We start from the raw sequence: 18,566 nt of genomic DNA on the forward strand, positions 1-18,566 counted from the left end.
GCAGCTTATAGATGGAGTGCTGCCTTTAGTGGTCTTGCTGGTTTTCAAGTTTCTGATAGTATGCTTATAGGTATTGCTTATGATAGAGAGACTACAGATTTAGGAGATACCACATTTAATGATGGAAGTTTTGAAGTTTTCCTTAGATTTGAACTCTTTAACGAATATGATAGATTATTAACCCCTAGATTCTTCTAAAAGAAAATAGCGTATAATTATTATTAAAAATATAGATAATGAAGCTTCACATTTATATACTAACGACTTTATTTTTACTAGCTGGGTCACTTACTTTTGCTCAAGAAGGAAAAGTTTCTAGAGCAGATAAAAAGTTTGATCAATATGCTTATGTAGATGCACGTAAGATTTACCTTGATGTAGTAGAAAAAGGATATGAATCTGCAGATTTATTTCAAAAACTTGCTGATTCTTATTATTTTAATGGAGAATACACAAATGCAGAAGTATGGTATAAAAGGCTCGTAGATACTTACGGAGAAGAAGTTCAGCCGGAATACTATTTTAGATATGCACAAACATTAAGAGCATTAAAAAACTATGATCTGGCAGATACCATGATGACTAGATTTAATGACCTTAATGGAACAGATACAAGAGCAACTCTTTTTAAAGAATCTCCAGATTATTTGAGAGAAATATCCGAATATAAGAAAAGCAAATATGTTCTTGAAGACATTAGAAGTATTAACTCAAGATATTCTGATTTTGCTCCTACAGAATTTGAAGGAAAATTAATTTTTGCATCTTCTAGAGATTCAGGAGCAGGAATTAAGCGTATTCATAAATGGAATAATCAACCTTTCCTTGATTTATATGAATCAAAAATAGGAGAAGAAAGTGGTTCTTTTTCAAAACCATCAAAATTCAGTAAAGTATTAAATTCAAAGTTTCACGAAAGTACAACTGCGTATTCAAAAGATGGTAGTACGGTATATTTTACACGTAACAACTATACAAAAGGGAGTTATAAAAAAGATAAGAACGGAACCAATAAACTTAAGATTTATAAATCAACTAGAGAAGAAGGTAAAGGGTGGACAGAAGCCGTAGAGATGCCATTTAATAGTGATGAGTATTCTACAGCACACCCTGCATTAAATGCAGATAACACAAAATTATACTTTGCATCAGATATGGAAGGAACTTTTGGATTGTCTGATATATGGGTTGTAGATATTAATGAAGACGGAACTTATGGAACTCCTGTTAATTTAGGAAAACCTATTAATACAGAAGGAAGAGAAACCTTTCCATTTATGAGTAAAAATGGAAATTTATATTTTGCTTCAGACGGACATCCAGGACTAGGAGGACTTGATGTGTATGTAACAAGCCCGCAGTTAGGAAGTGATGAACAAGAAATTGTTAATATAGGAAAGCCTGTAAATAGCTCTTTTGACGATTTTACATTTATAGTAAATGATGAAACCAAACTCGGTTATTTTGCATCCAACCGTAAAAGAGGAATGGGAAGCGATGATATTTATCGCTTTGTGCAAGAAATAATTCCTTGCGAAATCGTGTTAGATGGAAGAGTACTAGATAAAGAAACAGGTACACCTATTAGTGGAGCTATGGTTCAGTTGATGGACAGTTCAAATGAAATTATAAGCTCTACAGTTACAGCAACCGACGGGGCATATAATTTTGATACAGCAACCTGTGAAGAACAATATATTGTTCGTGCAACTAAAGAAAAATTTACTGGAGATGAAGTTCTTTTTTCTACACCAGATATTTCAGAAACAATCACAAACGATTTAAGAATTGAACTTATAGAAAAGCCTATCGAAGTAGGAGATGATTTAACTCTTTTATTAGACCTTAATCCTATTTACTTTGATTTTGATAGATTTAATATTCGTCCAGACGCGGCATTAGAACTTGAAAAAGTAATTTCTGTGATGAAACAATACCCTAATATGGTAATAGACGCGAGATCTCATACCGATAGTCGCGGTATAGATAGCTATAACTTAAGTCTATCTGATAAGAGAGCTAAGTCTACAGTAGAGTACATTATAAATCAAGGAATTGATAGCAACAGGATCTCTGGCGCTGGATATGGAGAAACACAACTGGTAAATGATTGTGGTAATGATTCAAAATGTTCAGAAGAAGATCACCAACTTAACAGAAGATCAGAATTTATTGTGATTAAAAAATAATACCATAACACTAATAGCAGAAGAGCCTTTCAGAAATGAAGGGCTTTTTTTTTGGTACGCTTTCGCGAAAGCGTATACAACATTACGACCACGTAAAAAGAACATCCCCAAATTCGAAAAGCTTATAAATAAATAAGAAGAGAAATACCATCGTAACAATAAACTTCATAAAGGTAGAGGCTATAAACCCAAGAAAAGAGCCTATAGCAGCCTTAAAAGCTGTTTTAGAGTCACTCTGATTAAAGACAAGCTCCCCAATAAGTGCTCCGACAAATGGACCTATGAGAATTCCAAAAGGGATAGGAGAAAAAATCCCTACAAATAAACCAATCATCGTCCCTATTGCACCTGCTCTACTACCACCAAAACGCTTTGTACCTATAGATGGAATGATGTAATCAAGCACAAAAATAAGAATGGCTACAAATAAAGTGATGCCTAAAAAAACATAATTCATTGGCACTGCTTTTGTGAGATGTAATACTAAAAGCCCTAACCAACTAACAGGAGGACCTGGTAAAACAGGAATAAAGCTTCCTACAACCCCTAAAAGAATGAGCAGTAAACCTACAAAAACAAGCAATAAATCCATTTTTAAAATATGTGATTACAGCACATATGACGATAAAAATAGTGCTTTGTTACAAAGTTTTAAACTAAAAAATTAGTTTAAACTAAGAATTTAGTTATATTTGTAACGTACTCATTTATAAAAAAAGGATAGAACACGAGTTCTTGTACTAATTAATTGATATTCAAAAATCATGAAACAACTCACAAAAGCCGAAGAAGATATTATGCAAATCCTCTGGAATCTTGAAGAAGGAAACGTTGCTGCAATTATAGAAGAGTTGCCAGAACCAAAACCAGCGTATAATACAGTTTCTACGATTGTTAGAATTCTTGAAAATAAAGAGTTTGTCGACTACCGTAAAGAGGGTAGAGGACATATATATTTTCCTAAGGTTAAGAAAACAGACTACAGTAATCAGACACTTAATAAACTGATGAATGGCTATTTTCAAGGATCATTTAAAAGTATGGTGTCTTTTTTTATGAAGAATAATGATATCAATATGTCAGAGATGGAAGAGATTATGAAGGAGATAAATAAAGAAGATAAAAAATGATACACTATATAGTACAAATGGTCGTGTTTCAATTACTATTCTTAGTAATTTATGATGTGTTCTTAAAGAAAGAGACGTTCTTTAATTGGAATAGAGCTTACCTTTTAATAACACCTATTATAAGTTTTGTACTTCCGTTTATTAAAATAAATGCAATACGAGAAACCATTCCTTCAGAATATATAATCGCATTACCAGAAGTTCTTATAGGAAATACAATCTCAGAATCAGTACTAGAACAGAGGGCTCTTCGAGAGGTTGTTATTTCTGGAGCAGAAATAGCCCCTGCAATACCTTGGATGACCATTATATGGCTTTCGGGAGTTGGGATAAGTATAGCGTTATTTGTGTATAAAATAGTAAAAATACAACGCTTAAAACGTGCAGGTAACAGCCATCATAAAGATGGAGTTAGTCTAGTTACATTGCCAAACACAGATACTGCATTCTCTTTTTTTAATACTATTTTTTTAGGAGAAACCCTCTCAGAAAGACAAAGGGAAAATATCTTATTGCATGAGAGCATTCATGTAAAAGAACGACATTCTTTGGATATGCTCTTTTTTGAAATACTCCGCATTGTATGTTGGTTTAATCCACTGGTGTATGTATATCAAAATAAAATGATGATGCTTCAAGAATACACAGCAGATGCAAAAGTGGTTTCCCAAAAAGATAAAAAAGAATACTATCAAGGATTGCTTTCGCATGTATTTCAAATAGAAAATATCTCATTTGTCAATCCATTTTTCAATCATTCAATAATTAAAAAACGAATCGTTATGTTACAAAAAACAAAATCAAAACAAATTTTAAAAGTAAAATACTTATTTCTTTTACCAGCGCTTTTTTCAATATTGGTATACACAGCATGTACAGATGCAAGTGCAAAAGGAACGGGATATAATACTTCTGATAGCGAAATAATTCAGAATATAGAAATCCTCAAGAATTCTATAGCAAAACAAGGAGAGTTGTCTGAAGAAGAAGAACGAGCTCTTAAGGTGTTAACCGCTGTGACTAGCAACGATAAGGACATTTTAAAAGATGGTACATATGATGATGTGTTAAATGATCTAGATATTCCGTTTGGTGTGGTAGATCAAGTACCAACTTTTAAAGAATGCTCTGGCTCTAAAGAAGAAATAAAGAAATGTACAACACAAAAGATGTCGGAGTATGTAGGCAAAGAATTTAATGCGAACCTTCCTAAAGAACTAGGACTTACTGGTGTAAAGAGAGTTGTTGCGGTCTTTAAAATAGATGTTACAGGAAATATTGTAGATGTTCGTGCTCGTGGAGGTCACCCAAAACTAGAGGAAGAAGCCATTAGAGTTATGAAGACATTGCCGCAAATGATCCCAGGAAAACACGAAGGAAAACTAGTAAGTGTATTATATAACCTCCCTATAACTTTCAAAGTAGAGAAATAGTAAATAGTTCAAGAGCAGAAAAAAGATAATAAAGAGAAATGAAGATCATACTATTCATTACAGCATTTTTGAGCATACATTTTTATGCCACGGCTCAGTTTTCTCAAAATGAGGAGAAACAAATAGTCGTAGGTGCTGTAGACTCTCTATTTTCAGAAATACTCAATGAGCAACGAGAGCTTTGGGTGCATCTACCAGAAAAAATAGAAGATGGTAAAAAGTATCCTGTGATATATGTGCTAGACGCACCCGATCATTTTTATGCAGTAACAGGTATTTTAAAACTCCTAGAACGATGGAACTTACCTAAATCTATTGTTGTAGGGATTCCAAATACAGACAGAAATAGAGATTTCACGCCTACAAACGTTCCATTTCAACGGGGGCATAAGTCAGAAACCTCTGGAGGCGCGCCTAATTTTATAAAATTTATTGAGAATGAATTAAAACCTTATGTAAAAAGCAAGTACCCTACTGACACGATGAGTACAGTGATAGGGCATTCTACTGGAGGTCTTTTTGTTCTGTACGCATATATGCATCACCCAGAAGTATTTGATAATTATTTAGCGATTGATCCAAGCCTTTGGTGGGATAAAGAAAAACTGGTAAATCAGTCTAAAGAGATATTCAATAGATCAACTCGTCAAAACAAATCGCTGTATGTTGCGGTAGCTAATAGCACGGGTATAGATACAACTAAGGTGCGAAGACTCAAATCTGAACCAACAGAAATGCTAAGAGCAAACCTTCATTTCCATGATATATTGGTAAAAAATAAGGGGCAGTTAGATTTTACTTGGGATTATCAAGGGGATGAAGACCATGGAAGTGTAGTGCTTCCTGGAATGTATAATGGTTTGAGATCTTTGTTTTTATGGTATCCGTTCCCAGAAAGGTGGAGATTTAATACACCAAAAGCATACTCAGCAAAACAATTAACAGAACCTTTTTATGTTCATTTTGAAGAGTTGAGTAAACGTTTTAAACGAGAAGTAAAACCCGAATGGCAATTTATAAATGATGTTGGCTTTTTTATACTAACGTCACATAAATTACCTAAGAAAGCACAAGCTTATTTAGAAATGAATCTGAAGTACTATCCTGACGAATCAAGAAGTTATGTTGCGATGGGAGATTACTACACAAAGCAAAAGAAGAAGGATGAAGCTATTGAATATTTTGAAAAGGCAATTAAAATAGATGGCAATAAAGAGGCTCAAACAAAATTGAATGTATTAAAAGAAGGTAAATAAAAATGAACGGATACACATTTTAAAAAAAAGAATGTTATGGAAAGATATGTTATAGAAGTGCTATGCTTTCAAGCTATATTCTTAGTAGGGTATATCTTGTTTTTGAAAAAGGAAACCTTTTTTCTTTACAATCGGTTGTATTTAATTAGTACACCATTACTAGCAATAGGACTTCCGTTTTTAAAAATAGAAGTGTTACAAACAATACTTCCAGTACAAAGTTTTGTAGAATTACTTCCAGAAGTTGTTTTAGGAACACCATTAGAAAATACTATAGAAACTGCTGGAGTTGCTTCTAGCGGGTTTACACTAAGTTGGCAATTGATCTATTTTATAGGAATAGGAATAAGCCTTCTTGTTTTTGGGTATAAAATCATTCAATTTATTCGCTTATTTAAATATAGAAAACAAGGAGAACGAGTGATCACACTTCCAGATACAAACGTAGCGTTCACTTTTTTGAGATATATTTTTTTAGGAGATAAATTAGATACGCTTTCGCGAAAGCAAATCCTGACACACGAATATGTTCACGTAAAACAGAAACATACTTGGGATCTATTACTTTTTGAAGTACTACGCGTCGTTTTGTGGTTTAACCCATTTATCTACCTATATCAAAGAGAAGTAAGCTTAATACACGAATATCTTGCCGATGAATATGCCGTAGGACATACTTCAAAACAACAATATTATGAAGAATTGTTGAATACCGCTTTTGGCACCAAACAGTTTTCATTCATCAATACATTTTTCAATCATTCCATCATTAAAAAACGAATCGTTATGTTACAAAAAACAAAATCAAAACAAATTTCAAAAATCAAATATGCAATCATTCTTCCGCTCGTATTATCGATGCTTATCTATGTATCTTGTAGCGAAGATACTGGTATTAAGGCCGATGAATCAAGTGAAATACCGCTTAGCGAACTTTTAATAGAAGTTCCAAAAGATCAAATTACAGAAGAAGAGTATACTAAATACGTAGATGCTTTAAAAGAACATTATCTTCAAAAAGGAGATGATTTAAGCTCTGAAGATTTAGAAGAATTTGCAGAAAAAGTACAATCTTTGAGAAGTAAACTTGTCTCTAATGCTTTTAATAGAAACTCAGAAAAAACAGAGATAGAAAGCTTAGACGGAGCAGATATTCCTTTTTCTGTGATAGATCAAGTCCCTACGTTTCCAGAATGTTCTGGTACAAATCAACAACTTAAGGAATGTATGACTTTAAATGTGTCAAAACACGTAAATAGAGAATTTGATGTATCCTTAGCAGGGAAGTTAGGACTTACAGGAATCAACAGGATTTTTGTAGCTTTCAAAATAGATAAACAAGGAAATGTTGTAAATATTAGAACTCGCGCACCACATCCAGATTTAGAAACAGAAGCAACTAGAGTGATACAGGCATTACCTAAAATGCAACCAGGAGAACAAAACGGAAAGCCTGTAGGTGTACTATATAGTCTACCTATTACTTTTAAAATCGAAAGTTAATATATGAGAAAATACCTTATACTTATTTTTTTAAATAGCATCATTTTTAAAGCCGAAGCTCAGTCTTCGGCTTTGACTGTTGCAGACAGTTTATACGCTGTTGGTAACTATACAAAAGCAATCCAACAATATCAATTAGTACCTGATCAAAATGCAAAAATAGCATTACAAATTGCACGTTCTTATAAAGGTTTAGGTAATAAAAAAGCTGCGCTAGAAGCATATAAGAATTCGTTAATCCAAGATTCAGAACAAGCTGTTGCAGCTACAGAATATGGAAGACTCCTTATTACAAGGAGAGAATTTGCCATAGCCGATTCTATTTTTGAAACATTGACAAATAAATACGCAGATAACCCAGAGTATTTCTATCAGCGCGGTCGTGCTTTAAAACAGTTAGAAAAAAAGAAAGATACCGCTAGAGAAAAGAAAGAAATGTTCAAAAGCGAGGAAGCTTTTTCAAAAGCGGTGCAACTGGACTCTACACATATAAAAGCATTATATCAATTAGGATTGCATCACTTAACTCATAGAGATTATCCTATTGTAGAGAAAATCTGTCTTAAAGCTTTTGAGAGTGACCCAGATAATGCAGAAATGGTGAATATTCATGCGCAAAACTATTATCTAAGAGGATACTATTTTGAAGCGATTATTTGGTTTGAAAAATTAATAGATTTAGGACAGTCTACCCCACATATTCATAACAGTTTAGGTGCTAGTTATCGTAAAAAAAACATGCACCAAAAAGCCATTGATCAATATGAAATCTTATTAGGACTAGATGATGAAGATTATGGAATTCATCATATACTCGCCGAGCTATATGGAAAAATAGGAGATATAGAAAAAGCAGAGTACCACGCAAAACAAGCATTATACTTTAAAGATTTACCGCTAGATGATATATACTATACATTAGGAAAAGCATATCAGTTTAATAAAAAATTTGAAAAAGCAATTAAGCAATATAATCTCGTTCTTAAAGTAGATCCTAAAAACATAGAATTAAATCATAAAATCGCCGTATGTGCTGATAATTATTATGAGGATAAGAAAGAAGTCGTTAAGCTATATGAACGTTTTATTGAAAAATTTAAAGAAGGAAAAGACTATAGAACTAAATTTTATATCTCTATAGCAGAAAAACGTTTAAAAATTCTAAAAGAAGAACTGTTTTTAAAAGAAGGAGAAGATTAATAAACAGATATAATACCATCTTGATTATAGTGTCAAAACAGTATCATAGATACCTTTAGGAGAACAACATATAAAATTGTAAATTTCATCCAAGAAATTAAACTGTATGAACCTCCGTGTTATTCTTGTAGCTTGTTGTATACTACTAGCATCTTGCTCAGGATGGGAGACTAAAAAAATAACGACAGAAGATTTTTTTAATGAGCAATGGAATACCATAGATATTACAGAAGTAGATGTCTATCCTAGCTTTACGCAATGTGATTCTTTATCAGAAAGAATGGCCTTAAAACGCTGTTTTGAAGAACATATAACAAACGCTCTGTATACAGAACTCAGTCATCATTCTATTATCGTCCAAGAAGCGGTAGATGATACTGTATGGATAGATTATATTGTAAACGAGAAAGGAAAGTTTTGCTTAGATAGTATTCATATCACACCATTAGTGCGCAAAGAAATTCCAAAATTACCCTTATGGATTCATGATGCAACACAAGCATTACCGATCTCTTATCCTGCTACAAAAAGAGGAATACCTGTAAAGACAAAATGTAAGATCCCTGTGATTTTAAAGGTGAGCGAGTAGAATTCAATTACAATACAAACTTATACCCTATACTAAGATCTACAGGAAACTCTCCATTGTCATCTATGACAAAAGAAAATGCATCATTATAATTTAGAGAGAGGTACCCTTTTCCTATCTTAATATCTGCTCCTAGACCAAAAATAAGTGGTCCTTGAAAACTAGATCCTGAATCTTCTTCAAACGCAATAAAATCACTACCTATAACTTCTTCTGTTCTTTTTGAGATTGTATAGGTTGCGAGTTTTGTATTGAGATATATTTGATACGCAGGAGATTTTATAAATTTAAAACGATGATTGATAGAAAACTGTGATGCGCTATAATCAAAATCATCACTAGATAGTGTCTGTTTATACTGAAGAACAATGGCATGACTAGGCAATGCCGTTGGATCGTAGAGTTCAAAATCAACCCCAAATTGACCATTAGAAGTATTATCAGGATTATCTACAAATACACTATTTGTAATGCCTCCAAAAACGCCTAATCGATACTCTATTTCTGTAAGGAAGCTATTTTCTTTATAATTAGGGTCGGTCTTTTTATTATAGGCGTTAAAGAAGCGGCGCAAGCTAGATAATGTTAGTTTGACCTTCTCTGTGTTTACATCGCTATCAGAGGTGAGTTCTTGTAATTGTTTTTTGTATTCTTCTTGATATTGATTGCTTTCTTTGGTATTGGTAAGCTCAATAATCGTATTTCCCTTTTTAGCAAAATAGCGATATTCTTGATTAAAAACATTCCATAATAAAGTCATAGGTCCTTGTACATCGGTACGTAGTTCGTATGAGTTATTATTAATAGTATAAGTATCTGTTTGCGCGATAGCCGTTGTGAGACATAGGAAAAGTCCACAAAAGAGTGTAATGAGGGGTTTCATAAAAAAAGATTTGGATTTTAAAGGTAACAAAAAAACTTATCTCTTAAAATAGCCATCTTTCTATATATACCGCTTTCTTAATAAAACTAAAACAGTGATAGTGCTTGTAAAAGAGCCTTAGAAAACAAATCGATAGCCTACGGTTGCATCAACAGGGAATTCGTCTCTATTGTTTATAATGAAAGAATAAACATCATTATAATTTAATGATACATACCCTTTCCCGAGTTTAATATCTGTCCCAAAACCAAAAATAAAAGGACTTTGTAGATTAGTAATTGTTTCTAGTCCAAAATCAATAAAACCAGGTTCTATAAATGTTCTAGTAAAAATAGTATAGGTTACAAGTTTTGTGTTTAAATATACCTGAAACTTAGATTTCTTTATAAATTTAAAACGATGATTAATAGATAATTGATAATCATCCTCGCCAAAACCATTACTACGGAATGTTTGTTTATACTGCAAAGCAATTCCATGACTTGGTAATGCTATTTTATCATAAAGTTCGAAGTCAATAACCAATTGAGGTTTTATCCTATTTTGTAAATCTGTCCTAAAAATGCTGTTTGTAATTCCTCCAAAAATTCCTAAACGATATTCTATATTACTTCGCAGTTTTTTTTCTATATACTGAGGGTCTACCTGTTTATTATAGGCATTAAAGAATCTTCTAAGGTTTGACAATGTTAATCGTACTCTGTCAATACGATCTTTATCCATATTTGCATTAGCAGTAAGCGCTAGTAGTTGTGCCTTGTATTCTTCTTGATATTGATTATTTGTTTTTGTATTTGTAAGTGCTATAATAGTAGTTCCTTTTTTTGCAAAATAATAGTATTCTTGATCAATGATATTCCACAGTAAAGTGATTGTTCCTTCTACTGCTATTTTTAATTCATAAGATTGGTTATTTATAACATATGAGTTAGTCTGAGCAAGTATACTTTTAAAGCAAAATAAGAATAGAAATAATGATAAAGTAATGTGTTTCATATAAATATTGTCGCATTTAATTATATAAGATCATTACTATAACGAAAAATGGAATGCAATAGTCTTTCTAAATAAAATAGAAGACATAATCTTGTAGACTATTTTTATCTCTTAAAATACCTTCCTTTCCAAATAAACCCTCCCTTTAAAGAAGCGATGGCAATATAAGTGCTTATAAAAGGATAACAGATAGCACATATAGGGTACCATACGAGAAGTTTCAGTTTATTAAAAAATTGAGCAGATTGAGCTATTAAAACGCCATCTACTAGAACTTTGATAAGAAGGATTATGATGTATAATGGAAATGTTTCTGAGTCCGCTTTCGCGAAAGCAAAAACAACCCCAACCATCATAGCAAGATTTGTAAGTAATACTAGAAGTCCAATCCCTTTTGTAAATACATCTGTATACCCCGTAGCTTTTGAAGCCCAACGTTTCCGTTGTCTTATAAAAGAGCCCCAATCTTTATGAAGTGTAGTCGTAATGATTGCTTCTTGAGATTTGAGATAGTGTACTTGATCTGGATAAGCTGCATTGAATTTTTCTAATATAAAATGATCATCTCCACTAGCAATATGTGCGTTTCCATCAAATCCCCCTAGCTCTGTAAATGTAGTTTTATCATATACAAGATGCGCTCCGTTACATAAGAAAGGATGTCGTATTCCATAACTTCCTATGGTTGCTCCCATAAGACTAAGTGTGTCAATATGCTCAAATGCGTTTAAAAAAGAAGAAGCATGTTGAGGTAAAGTCACTGGACCTGCAATAAATTTGGTATCGTTTGTTTGTATAAAAACATCAAGAGTAGTAAGCCACAAAGTTGGAACACTACAATCTGCATCTGTGGTTACAATCCATGCATGTTTTGCAAGACCAATAGCTGTCTGAATAGCATCCTTTTTGGGGGATGTAGAAATGCGTATACTATCTATGATTTTGATATTCTGAAGTTGATGTTTTTTTATAAAAGATGTAATAACCGTAACCGAATCATCTTGAGAACTATCGTTTATAAGGAGTACTTCATACAATGTTGTAGGATATGAGCAATGACGTAAACTCTCTAATAATACAGGAAGATGTGCTTCTTCATTTCTAAAAGGAATGATAATAGAAAACTCGTTTTTGTGTGTAACCTTTGTAGCTGTAAAAGACGATACTTTTTTAAAACCATGGGAGAGGATAAGAATGAAGATCACATAACTTATAATGGTGCTATAAAGTAGAATGAGCAAGATCATGAGGATATTGGTTTTTGAGAAGAAACCGAAGTATCTGTCATAATAAAATAACTTCCAGGAAGAATTGGAAGGGCTACATTAAAAAACCACATAAGAGCAGTAATGGTTACCATTGTTAATTCTGGCACTTCTACCCATGAAAATAAAGCAACAGCAACACCAGTTTTAATAACTACATCAAAAAGTTGTAGCATAGGAACTAATGAACTCACAAAGTACATGGTCGCGATAAGACTCATTCCTAAGAGATATGAGATTTCAACATCAAATAATAAGAGTAAAAAATAAAACTGATGTGCAAATAGAAAATATCTCACAAATGAATAGATAAATGCCTTTCGTTTTATGAGTGTATGAATGGTCTTTGTAAATGCCTTAATACGTTGCCAAGAATATCCTTTTATTTTCCATGATATTTTTTGAAACATCTTTTGAAGTAACCATAACACGATAATGCATACCGTAGTAATTGTAAAATAATATCCTACGTAGGTAGGGAATAGAAATGCAATTCCGATCCCAATCCCAATGATTCCAAATAGTGTGGTAGCTACCATTTGGTACAAGTTGCCTAATAGATTTAAGAAAAGAATATGTTTGCGTTGATGTGGTGGGAAGAATAATGCTTTGGCTCCATATTCTCCGATTTTTGCAGGTGTAATGAGAGACATTACATGTGCTTTAAGAACTTGTTTTGTGCTTTCTTTTAATGTAATCAGGTCACAATGGCTAGAAAGTGTTTTCCATTTTAAGATTTCAAATATCCAATTTAAAATAGATAATAATAGTAATATTGCAATATTGATATATGACGATAATGATATATTATATGATTTAAAATTTTCAAAGAATATATCTATATCTGATGCAATCCGTTTCCAAATAAAAAAGAAAACCCCTGCCAAAATCAAAATTTTAGCACCAAAGACTAAGAATTGTGTAGCTTTGTGAGATACGGTTTGCATAACAAACAAAGTAACGAATAAAAGATAAAATTCCTTTTGAAAGAAGAAAGAATCATATTAGGTATTGATCCCGGAACAACCATTATGGGATTTGGTCTTATTAAAGTAGTAGGAAAGAAGATGGAATTTTTACAACTCAATGAGTTGTTACTTATGAAGTATAAAGATCCGTACATTAAACTCAAACTCATTTTTGAACGTACCGTCGAACTGATAGATACCTATCATCCCGATGAAATTGCTATTGAGGCACCTTTCTTTGGAAAAAACGTGCAAAGTATGCTCAAACTAGGAAGAGCACAAGGGGTAGCGATGGCTGCTGGATTAAGTAGAGAAGTTCCTATTACAGAATATCTTCCTAAAAAAATTAAAATGGCAATTACAGGAAATGGTAATGCCTCAAAAGAGCAAGTAGCAAAAATGCTACAATCCTTATTAAAGATTAAAGAACTTCCTAAAAACTTAGATAGTACTGATGGACTTGCCGCAGCAGTCTGTCATTTTTATAACTCTGGAAAGATAACATCTGGAAAAAGCTATACAGGGTGGGAAGCCTTTGTAAAGCAAAATGAGAAGCGAGTGAAGAAGTGATACTATTATGAGGATTATATATATACTAATTACCGTATTTTTTTTTATTTCTTGTGATAGTTTTCTAAAAGAGAAAGTTCTATATGAAAAGTATGACAATGCAATTTATATAGAGGATTGGGATGAAGCTATTCGTATACTTGATATTGTAATTGATAGAGAAACTAGTGATGCAAACACTTATTTTTTAAGAGCACAAGCAAGAATAAACCAACAATCAAAAGATTTTTCAGATATTATAAAAGATCTTACTTTTTATCTAGAAAAAGTAGATGACAGGCGCGCTTTACTTATTAGAGCACAATCCTATTTTCAAAATAGTCAATATAAAGAAGCAATACAGGATATAGATACATTGATTGCGTCTCAAGGTGAAAAATCATTGTTATTACGATGGAAAGCAAATAGCGCTTATGCGGCTAAAAATTTTCAAGTAGCTGAGGAGTATTATAGAGTTCTCTTAAGAAAACCTGCGACTCATATAGAGTTGAGAGAAATATATAAAAGAGTTGTTCTGTGTGAATATTTTAATGATAATTTTGAAGGGGCCTCTTGGGATGTGGCATTTATGGAATCTAGAGGCTATGAAAGAGATTCTGTTTTTGAAAGACAAGTAATAAAAAAGGAATTGTCTTTTGATGAAACTACTACTTTTAATGTGCCTAATTTAAGTCTTGATGAGATAGAAAATGAATTAAGTATTTATTGCCCAGAAATTGATATGAAGTGGCATAGTGGATTTTTCCATACACAATTAGAATCTGAATTATTTAGAGAAAACCCAATAAAAGATTTAACAAGTTTACTTTCAAAACGTTTGGACGTAAAACGATTAAGTTTACGAGACACTGGTATAAAAGAATTACCAAAAGAAATTCATCAATTTATACACTTAGAAGAACTTGATTTATCTAGAAATCGATTTTCAAATGTTGAAAGTTTAATAACTGATTTGAGTAGACTTCCTAATTTAAAGATGCTTATTTTAGATTATACAAATCTTCGGAAGTTTCCTCAAAATATAGCACTATTACAAAATCTAGAGGTATTATCTGTTGAAGCTAGTGGTATAAAAGAATTGCCAGAATCTTTAGGAGGATTAATACATCTCAAATATTTAAGTGTTAGGCACAATAGTAGATTAATAGATCTACCAGCAACTATTGGTAATCTTAAATGTATGGAAATAATAGATGTTTCAGGTAGTGGGATATCTAGACTCCGTAATGAATTAGCAGATTGTACTTCCTTAAAAAGTATTGTAGGTAATGCTTCTAGAATAAAATCATTACCAGAAGATATTGGTAAACTACAAAATCTAGTATATATAAATTTAGGAGCAAACGAAATAATAGAAGTTCCAGAATCTATAGGGGAGCTATTAAATCTGAAGAGCTTATCTTTAGGGAGTAATGATATTTCTCAGTTACCACCGTCATTTAAAAAACTTGAAAATTTGACTTTTTGTAGTTTAGAGTATAATAGATTTAAAGAATTCCCAGAAGAAGTTTTAAGTCTCCGTAAATTACAGACATTATGGTTACACAATAATAGTTTTAAAAACATACCTGCCGAGGTAGCTTCTATAAAATCATTAACACATTTATTAGTAGATCACCAAGTGATTACAGACGAGAATATAGAAAAAATAAAGAACGTCAATCCAAATCTTTATGTTATAAAGGAAGATACGCGTAAGTATGTAAAAGGAAGGAAAAGAAAGCAATAATATATGTCTAACGTCTATATTTATATCCTAGTTTTGTAAATAAACAAGTCATTTTTACAACTCTGGAAAGAGCTATACAGAATGGGAGGCCTTTGTAAAGCAAAATGAGAAGCGAGTGAAGAAGTAATCTTATGGCACAAGACGCTAAAAGTATCGTATGTAAAAACTGTAAAACTCAAATTTCAGGTAATTTCTGTATGCATTGCGGACAAAGCATAAAGGTTACAAAAATTACAGTGAGAGATACGCTTCAGGATTTTGTAAATAGTATCTTTTCTGTAAATGCCCCATTGCTAATTACTTTCAAGTTATTATTTCTCAATCCAGGAAAACTTTTTCGTGAGTTTTTAGATGGAAAGCGAAAAACATATTATAAACCTGTTCCTTTTTTTATACTAGCAACCATTTTATTGGTACTTATACGATCGGTTATAAACTATGATCCATTTCAAGAAGTAACGAGTAATGGTATTGACAACCCTAGTTTTGAACGTATCATTACTACGGCTAAGTTTATGTCAAAAAACATCAATAATTTTTTATTGTTGTTTGTCTTGACGTTGAGCTTAACATTAAAGTTGTTTTTTAGAAAATCATATACTCTTGCAGAATATCTAGCTATCTCCTTTTATATTGTAGGAATCTATACTTTATTTGCAACCATAAGTCTTTTTTTGACCAAGTTTATATCAAACAAATTGCAGTATTTTTCATTTATAATCATGGTCATTTATTTGATATATGCGTGTAATTCTCTCTTTCTAAAAAAGAGAGTAATCGTGACTCTAAAGACATTAATTATGTACTCTCTAGCGATGTTTCTATATATAATCTTAGGATTTGGGTTATCATTTTTAATCCTCTCACTTAAAAACTAAATGTCTAGTATTTACATTCATATCCCATTTTGCAAGCAAGCATGTCATTACTGCGATTTTCATTTTTCTACGTCTATGGGGAAGAAAGATGCTATGATACAGTCGCTCATACATGAGATGACACTCCGTAAAGAGGAGTTTAAAAACCAAACAGTAGATTGTATTTATTTTGGAGGCGGAACCCCTTCGGTATTAGAGTCTGATGAGATCAACCTTCTTATAAAAACGGTATATGAACATTATGATGTGAGTTCTGATCCAGAAATCACCTTAGAAGCAAATCCAGATGACCTCTCCGAAGCAAAAATTAAAGCACTAAGTGAGTCGGCTATAAATAGATTAAGTATTGGAGTACAATCTTTTTTTGAAGAAGATTTAAAACTGATGAATCGAGCACATAATGCGCAGGAGGCGGTAGATTGTATTACGCTTTCGCGAAAGCGTTTTCCTAACAGTTCCCTAGATCTCATATACGGAATCCCAGGAATGAGTAACGATAGGTGGATGGAGAATATAGAAAAAGCACTTGCATTAAACGTGCCTCATATCTCTGCTTATGCCCTGACCGTAGAGCCAAAAACAGCATTGGAAAACTTCATTAAAAAAGGAATCATCCCTCCCGTAAAAGATGAGGTTGCTCAAGAACATCATGCCATCCTTATTGATAAAATGGAAGCTACTGGATATGATAATTATGAGTTTAGTAATTTTGGGAAACCTGGTTTTTATTCTAGAAATAATACCGCTTATTGGGAAGGCAAAACCTATATAGGTATCGGCCCTGGTGCACATAGTTATAACGGAAAGCGACGAGCTTGGAATGTGAGTAATAATCCAAAGTACATAAAAGCCATTGCAGATAATCAATTACCTCAAGAGGAAGAAGAACTTACGCATACAGATCGCTACAATGAGCATGTGATGACACGTTTACGTACCCAACAAGGGATCTCACTTAAAAAAGTAGAAACCCTTTTTGGACAAAAGATGTGTATCTATTTATTACAACAAGCACAAATCCATATAGACAATCATTTCTTATTTAAAGATAGAGACCGATTGTATATTACAAAAAAAGGAAAGTTCTTAAGTGATGGTATTGCAAGTGACCTCTTTCTATTAAATTTGACGTAGTTGTAATTTAAGAATAGAAAGTATCATCAAAACAAATGTAACTTTCTTTATCTTTAAAGACATATAGACGGACATACACAAAACCAACACTGTGAAAGCAACCATCACTCATAAGAATCAGACATTCTCTGTAGATTTATTACGACCTATTGACATCTCTATTCCGTTAAAAGATGGAGAAAACCCACTAGCTTGGTATATAGATAAACCCACAATATCGCCTGTGCGATCAGAAGATTGGGTAGGCAAAGTAAGTGAAGGAGGAGATGTGAATTTTAATACCATTACCTTTAATCCCCATGCACATGGTACACACACAGAATGTGCAGGACATATCACAGAAAAGGTGCATAGTATCAATGAGCATCTTACACAATTCTTTTTTATGACTGAGATCGTTACAGTAGCTTCAGAAAGAAGAGGAGAAGACAGTGTCATCTCCAAAAAACAATTGCAATATGACTTAAACGGGAAAACTCCTGAAGCATTAGTGATCCGTACACTTCCAAATACTCAAGATAAAAAAACAAAAAATTGGTCCCATACCAATTGGACCTATATAGAAGAAAGTGCAATGGTATTTTTGCGTAATTGTGGTGTAAAACATCTTTTGATAGATCTGCCAAGTGTAGATAGAGAAAAAGATGAAGGAGAATTAAAAGCCCATAAAGCTTTTTGGGATGTAGACGGTACCATCCGAATGGACGCCACTATTACAGAAATGATTTATGTGCCTCATCAAATAGAAGATGGAACCTATTTACTTAATCTACAGATTGCATCTTTTGATAATGATGCCACACCGAGTAAACCAGTATTATATAAAATAGAATCTTAAAAAAG

At 32.6% G+C, this 18,566-nt stretch carries 18 protein-coding genes and 1 pseudogene; 14 read left to right on the top strand and 5 right to left on the bottom strand.

The features are described from left to right. Together ABJD27_RS22125 and ABJD27_RS22130 are read left to right on the top strand one after the other, a co-directional pair. On the top strand, nucleotides 1–198 hold a 198-nt coding region (locus tag ABJD27_RS22125), incomplete at its 5' end, for a type IX secretion system membrane protein PorP/SprF (RefSeq protein ID WP_348169572.1). 38 nt (nucleotides 199–236) lie between these two features. Further along, on the top strand, nucleotides 237–2,189 hold the full coding sequence (locus tag ABJD27_RS22130; protein WP_348169569.1) for an OmpA family protein: 1,953 nt from the start codon (nucleotides 237–239) through the stop codon (nucleotides 2,187–2,189). A gap of 82 nt (nucleotides 2,190–2,271) precedes the next feature. Here the strand turns inward: ABJD27_RS22130 and ABJD27_RS22135 are convergent, their stop codons facing one another. Beyond that, on the bottom strand, nucleotides 2,272–2,781 hold the full coding sequence (locus ABJD27_RS22135; RefSeq protein ID WP_348169566.1) for a DUF456 domain-containing protein: 510 nt from the start codon (nucleotides 2,779–2,781) through the stop codon (nucleotides 2,272–2,274). 172 nt (nucleotides 2,782–2,953) lie between these two features. Here ABJD27_RS22135 and ABJD27_RS22140 point away from each other — a divergent pair, with 172 nt between their 5' ends. The 6 genes from ABJD27_RS22140 (at nucleotide 2,954) to ABJD27_RS22165 (ending at nucleotide 9,300) form a co-directional block, all read left to right on the top strand. Continuing rightward, nucleotides 2,954–3,319: a BlaI/MecI/CopY family transcriptional regulator gene (locus ABJD27_RS22140; protein ID WP_348169563.1), complete on the top strand. Its 366-nt coding sequence runs from the start codon at nucleotides 2,954–2,956 to the stop codon at nucleotides 3,317–3,319. After that, nucleotides 3,316–4,752, top strand: a complete 1,437-nt coding sequence (locus ABJD27_RS22145; protein WP_348169560.1) for a M56 family metallopeptidase — start codon at nucleotides 3,316–3,318, stop codon at nucleotides 4,750–4,752. Before ABJD27_RS22140 ends, ABJD27_RS22145 begins: the two co-directional genes overlap by 4 nt. 38 nt (nucleotides 4,753–4,790) lie before the next feature. Continuing rightward, nucleotides 4,791–6,008 (top strand): alpha/beta hydrolase-fold protein, encoded by a 1,218-nt coding sequence (locus ABJD27_RS22150; protein WP_348169557.1) that lies wholly within the window; start codon nucleotides 4,791–4,793, stop codon nucleotides 6,006–6,008. A gap of 36 nt (nucleotides 6,009–6,044) precedes the next feature. Beyond that, nucleotides 6,045–7,511: a M56 family metallopeptidase gene (locus ABJD27_RS22155; protein WP_348169554.1), complete on the top strand. Its 1,467-nt coding sequence runs from the start codon at nucleotides 6,045–6,047 to the stop codon at nucleotides 7,509–7,511. Between the two features lie 3 nt (nucleotides 7,512–7,514). After that, entirely contained in the window at nucleotides 7,515–8,711 is a 1,197-nt protein-coding gene (locus ABJD27_RS22160; RefSeq protein WP_348169551.1) for a tetratricopeptide repeat protein, read from the top strand. Between the two features lie 106 nt (nucleotides 8,712–8,817). Further along, nucleotides 8,818–9,300 (top strand): hypothetical protein, encoded by a 483-nt coding sequence (locus ABJD27_RS22165; protein WP_348169548.1) that lies wholly within the window; start codon nucleotides 8,818–8,820, stop codon nucleotides 9,298–9,300. A 7-nt stretch (nucleotides 9,301–9,307) separates the two neighbouring features. Here ABJD27_RS22165 and ABJD27_RS22170 read toward each other — a convergent pair whose 3' ends face one another. From ABJD27_RS22170 to ABJD27_RS22185, 4 genes are all read right to left on the bottom strand, one after another. Next, entirely contained in the window at nucleotides 9,308–10,183 is an 876-nt protein-coding gene (locus tag ABJD27_RS22170; RefSeq protein WP_348169546.1) for a hypothetical protein, read from the bottom strand. Nucleotides 10,184–10,300: 117 nt separating this feature from the next. Beyond that, a complete protein-coding gene (locus ABJD27_RS22175) occupies nucleotides 10,301–11,179 on the bottom strand; it encodes a hypothetical protein (protein ID WP_348169543.1) in 879 nt (292 codons plus the stop codon). A 104-nt stretch (nucleotides 11,180–11,283) separates the two neighbouring features. Beyond that, nucleotides 11,284–12,426 carry a glycosyltransferase gene (locus tag ABJD27_RS22180; RefSeq protein WP_348169540.1) on the bottom strand — a complete coding sequence of 381 codons (1,143 nt, stop codon included), beginning with the start codon at nucleotides 12,424–12,426 and terminating at the stop codon, nucleotides 11,284–11,286. Further along, a complete protein-coding gene (locus tag ABJD27_RS22185; RefSeq protein WP_348169538.1) occupies nucleotides 12,423–13,391 on the bottom strand; it encodes a hypothetical protein in 969 nt (322 codons plus the stop codon). The genes ABJD27_RS22180 and ABJD27_RS22185 overlap by 4 nt, the downstream gene beginning before the upstream one ends. 36 nt (nucleotides 13,392–13,427) lie before the next feature. Between ABJD27_RS22185 and ruvC the strand changes: the two genes are divergently transcribed. The 6 genes and pseudogenes from ruvC (at nucleotide 13,428) to ABJD27_RS22215 (ending at nucleotide 18,561) form a co-directional block, all read left to right on the top strand. Beyond that, nucleotides 13,428–13,982, top strand: coding sequence for a crossover junction endodeoxyribonuclease RuvC (gene ruvC / locus ABJD27_RS22190; RefSeq protein WP_348169535.1), 555 nt, complete (start codon nucleotides 13,428–13,430; stop codon nucleotides 13,980–13,982). A 7-nt stretch (nucleotides 13,983–13,989) separates the two neighbouring features. After that, on the top strand, nucleotides 13,990–15,711 hold the full coding sequence (locus ABJD27_RS22195) for a tetratricopeptide repeat protein (protein WP_348202097.1): 1,722 nt from the start codon (nucleotides 13,990–13,992) through the stop codon (nucleotides 15,709–15,711). 49 nt (nucleotides 15,712–15,760) lie between these two features. Beyond that, nucleotides 15,761–15,838, top strand: a pseudogene (locus ABJD27_RS22200) (crossover junction endodeoxyribonuclease RuvC); the annotation flags it as partial. A 4-nt stretch (nucleotides 15,839–15,842) separates the two neighbouring features. Next, nucleotides 15,843–16,589: a DUF3667 domain-containing protein gene (locus ABJD27_RS22205; RefSeq protein ID WP_348169521.1), complete on the top strand. Its 747-nt coding sequence runs from the start codon at nucleotides 15,843–15,845 to the stop codon at nucleotides 16,587–16,589. Further along, complete coding sequence (gene hemW / locus ABJD27_RS22210; protein ID WP_348169518.1) at nucleotides 16,590–17,723, top strand: radical SAM family heme chaperone HemW; 1,134 nt, start codon at nucleotides 16,590–16,592, stop codon at nucleotides 17,721–17,723. A gap of 91 nt (nucleotides 17,724–17,814) precedes the next feature. Beyond that, nucleotides 17,815–18,561 carry a cyclase family protein gene (locus ABJD27_RS22215; RefSeq protein ID WP_348169515.1) on the top strand — a complete coding sequence of 249 codons (747 nt, stop codon included), beginning with the start codon at nucleotides 17,815–17,817 and terminating at the stop codon, nucleotides 18,559–18,561. The last annotated feature ends 5 nt before the right edge of the window (nucleotides 18,562–18,566 follow it).

The sequence above is a fragment of the Dokdonia sp. genome (assembly GCF_039945015.1).
Taxonomy (GTDB): domain Bacteria; phylum Bacteroidota; class Bacteroidia; order Flavobacteriales; family Flavobacteriaceae; genus Dokdonia.

Bases quoted from the DNA above. Each gene is read 5' to 3' on its own strand.
- ABJD27_RS22155 (WP_348169554.1), top strand. From the start codon at position 6,045: ATGGAAAGATATGTTATAGAAGTGCTATGCTTTCAAGCTATATTCTTA.
- ABJD27_RS22205 (WP_348169521.1), top strand. From the start codon at position 15,843: ATGGCACAAGACGCTAAAAGTATCGTATGTAAAAACTGTAAAACTCAA.
- ABJD27_RS22160 (WP_348169551.1), top strand. From the start codon at position 7,515: ATGAGAAAATACCTTATACTTATTTTTTTAAATAGCATCATTTTTAAA.
- ABJD27_RS22175 (WP_348169543.1), bottom strand. From the start codon at position 11,179: ATGAAACACATTACTTTATCATTATTTCTATTCTTATTTTGCTTTAAA.
- ABJD27_RS22140 (WP_348169563.1), top strand. From the start codon at position 2,954: ATGAAACAACTCACAAAAGCCGAAGAAGATATTATGCAAATCCTCTGG.
- ABJD27_RS22195 (WP_348202097.1), top strand. From the start codon at position 13,990: ATGAGGATTATATATATACTAATTACCGTATTTTTTTTTATTTCTTGT.
- ABJD27_RS22185 (WP_348169538.1), bottom strand. From the start codon at position 13,391: ATGCAAACCGTATCTCACAAAGCTACACAATTCTTAGTCTTTGGTGCT.
- ABJD27_RS22150 (WP_348169557.1), top strand. From the start codon at position 4,791: ATGAAGATCATACTATTCATTACAGCATTTTTGAGCATACATTTTTAT.
- ABJD27_RS22170 (WP_348169546.1), bottom strand. From the start codon at position 10,183: ATGAAACCCCTCATTACACTCTTTTGTGGACTTTTCCTATGTCTCACA.
- ABJD27_RS22130 (WP_348169569.1), top strand. From the start codon at position 237: ATGAAGCTTCACATTTATATACTAACGACTTTATTTTTACTAGCTGGG.
- ABJD27_RS22165 (WP_348169548.1), top strand. From the start codon at position 8,818: ATGAACCTCCGTGTTATTCTTGTAGCTTGTTGTATACTACTAGCATCT.
- ABJD27_RS22135 (WP_348169566.1), bottom strand. From the start codon at position 2,781: ATGGATTTATTGCTTGTTTTTGTAGGTTTACTGCTCATTCTTTTAGGG.
- ABJD27_RS22145 (WP_348169560.1), top strand. From the start codon at position 3,316: ATGATACACTATATAGTACAAATGGTCGTGTTTCAATTACTATTCTTA.
- hemW (WP_348169518.1), top strand. From the start codon at position 16,590: ATGTCTAGTATTTACATTCATATCCCATTTTGCAAGCAAGCATGTCAT.
- ABJD27_RS22180 (WP_348169540.1), bottom strand. From the start codon at position 12,426: ATGATCTTGCTCATTCTACTTTATAGCACCATTATAAGTTATGTGATC.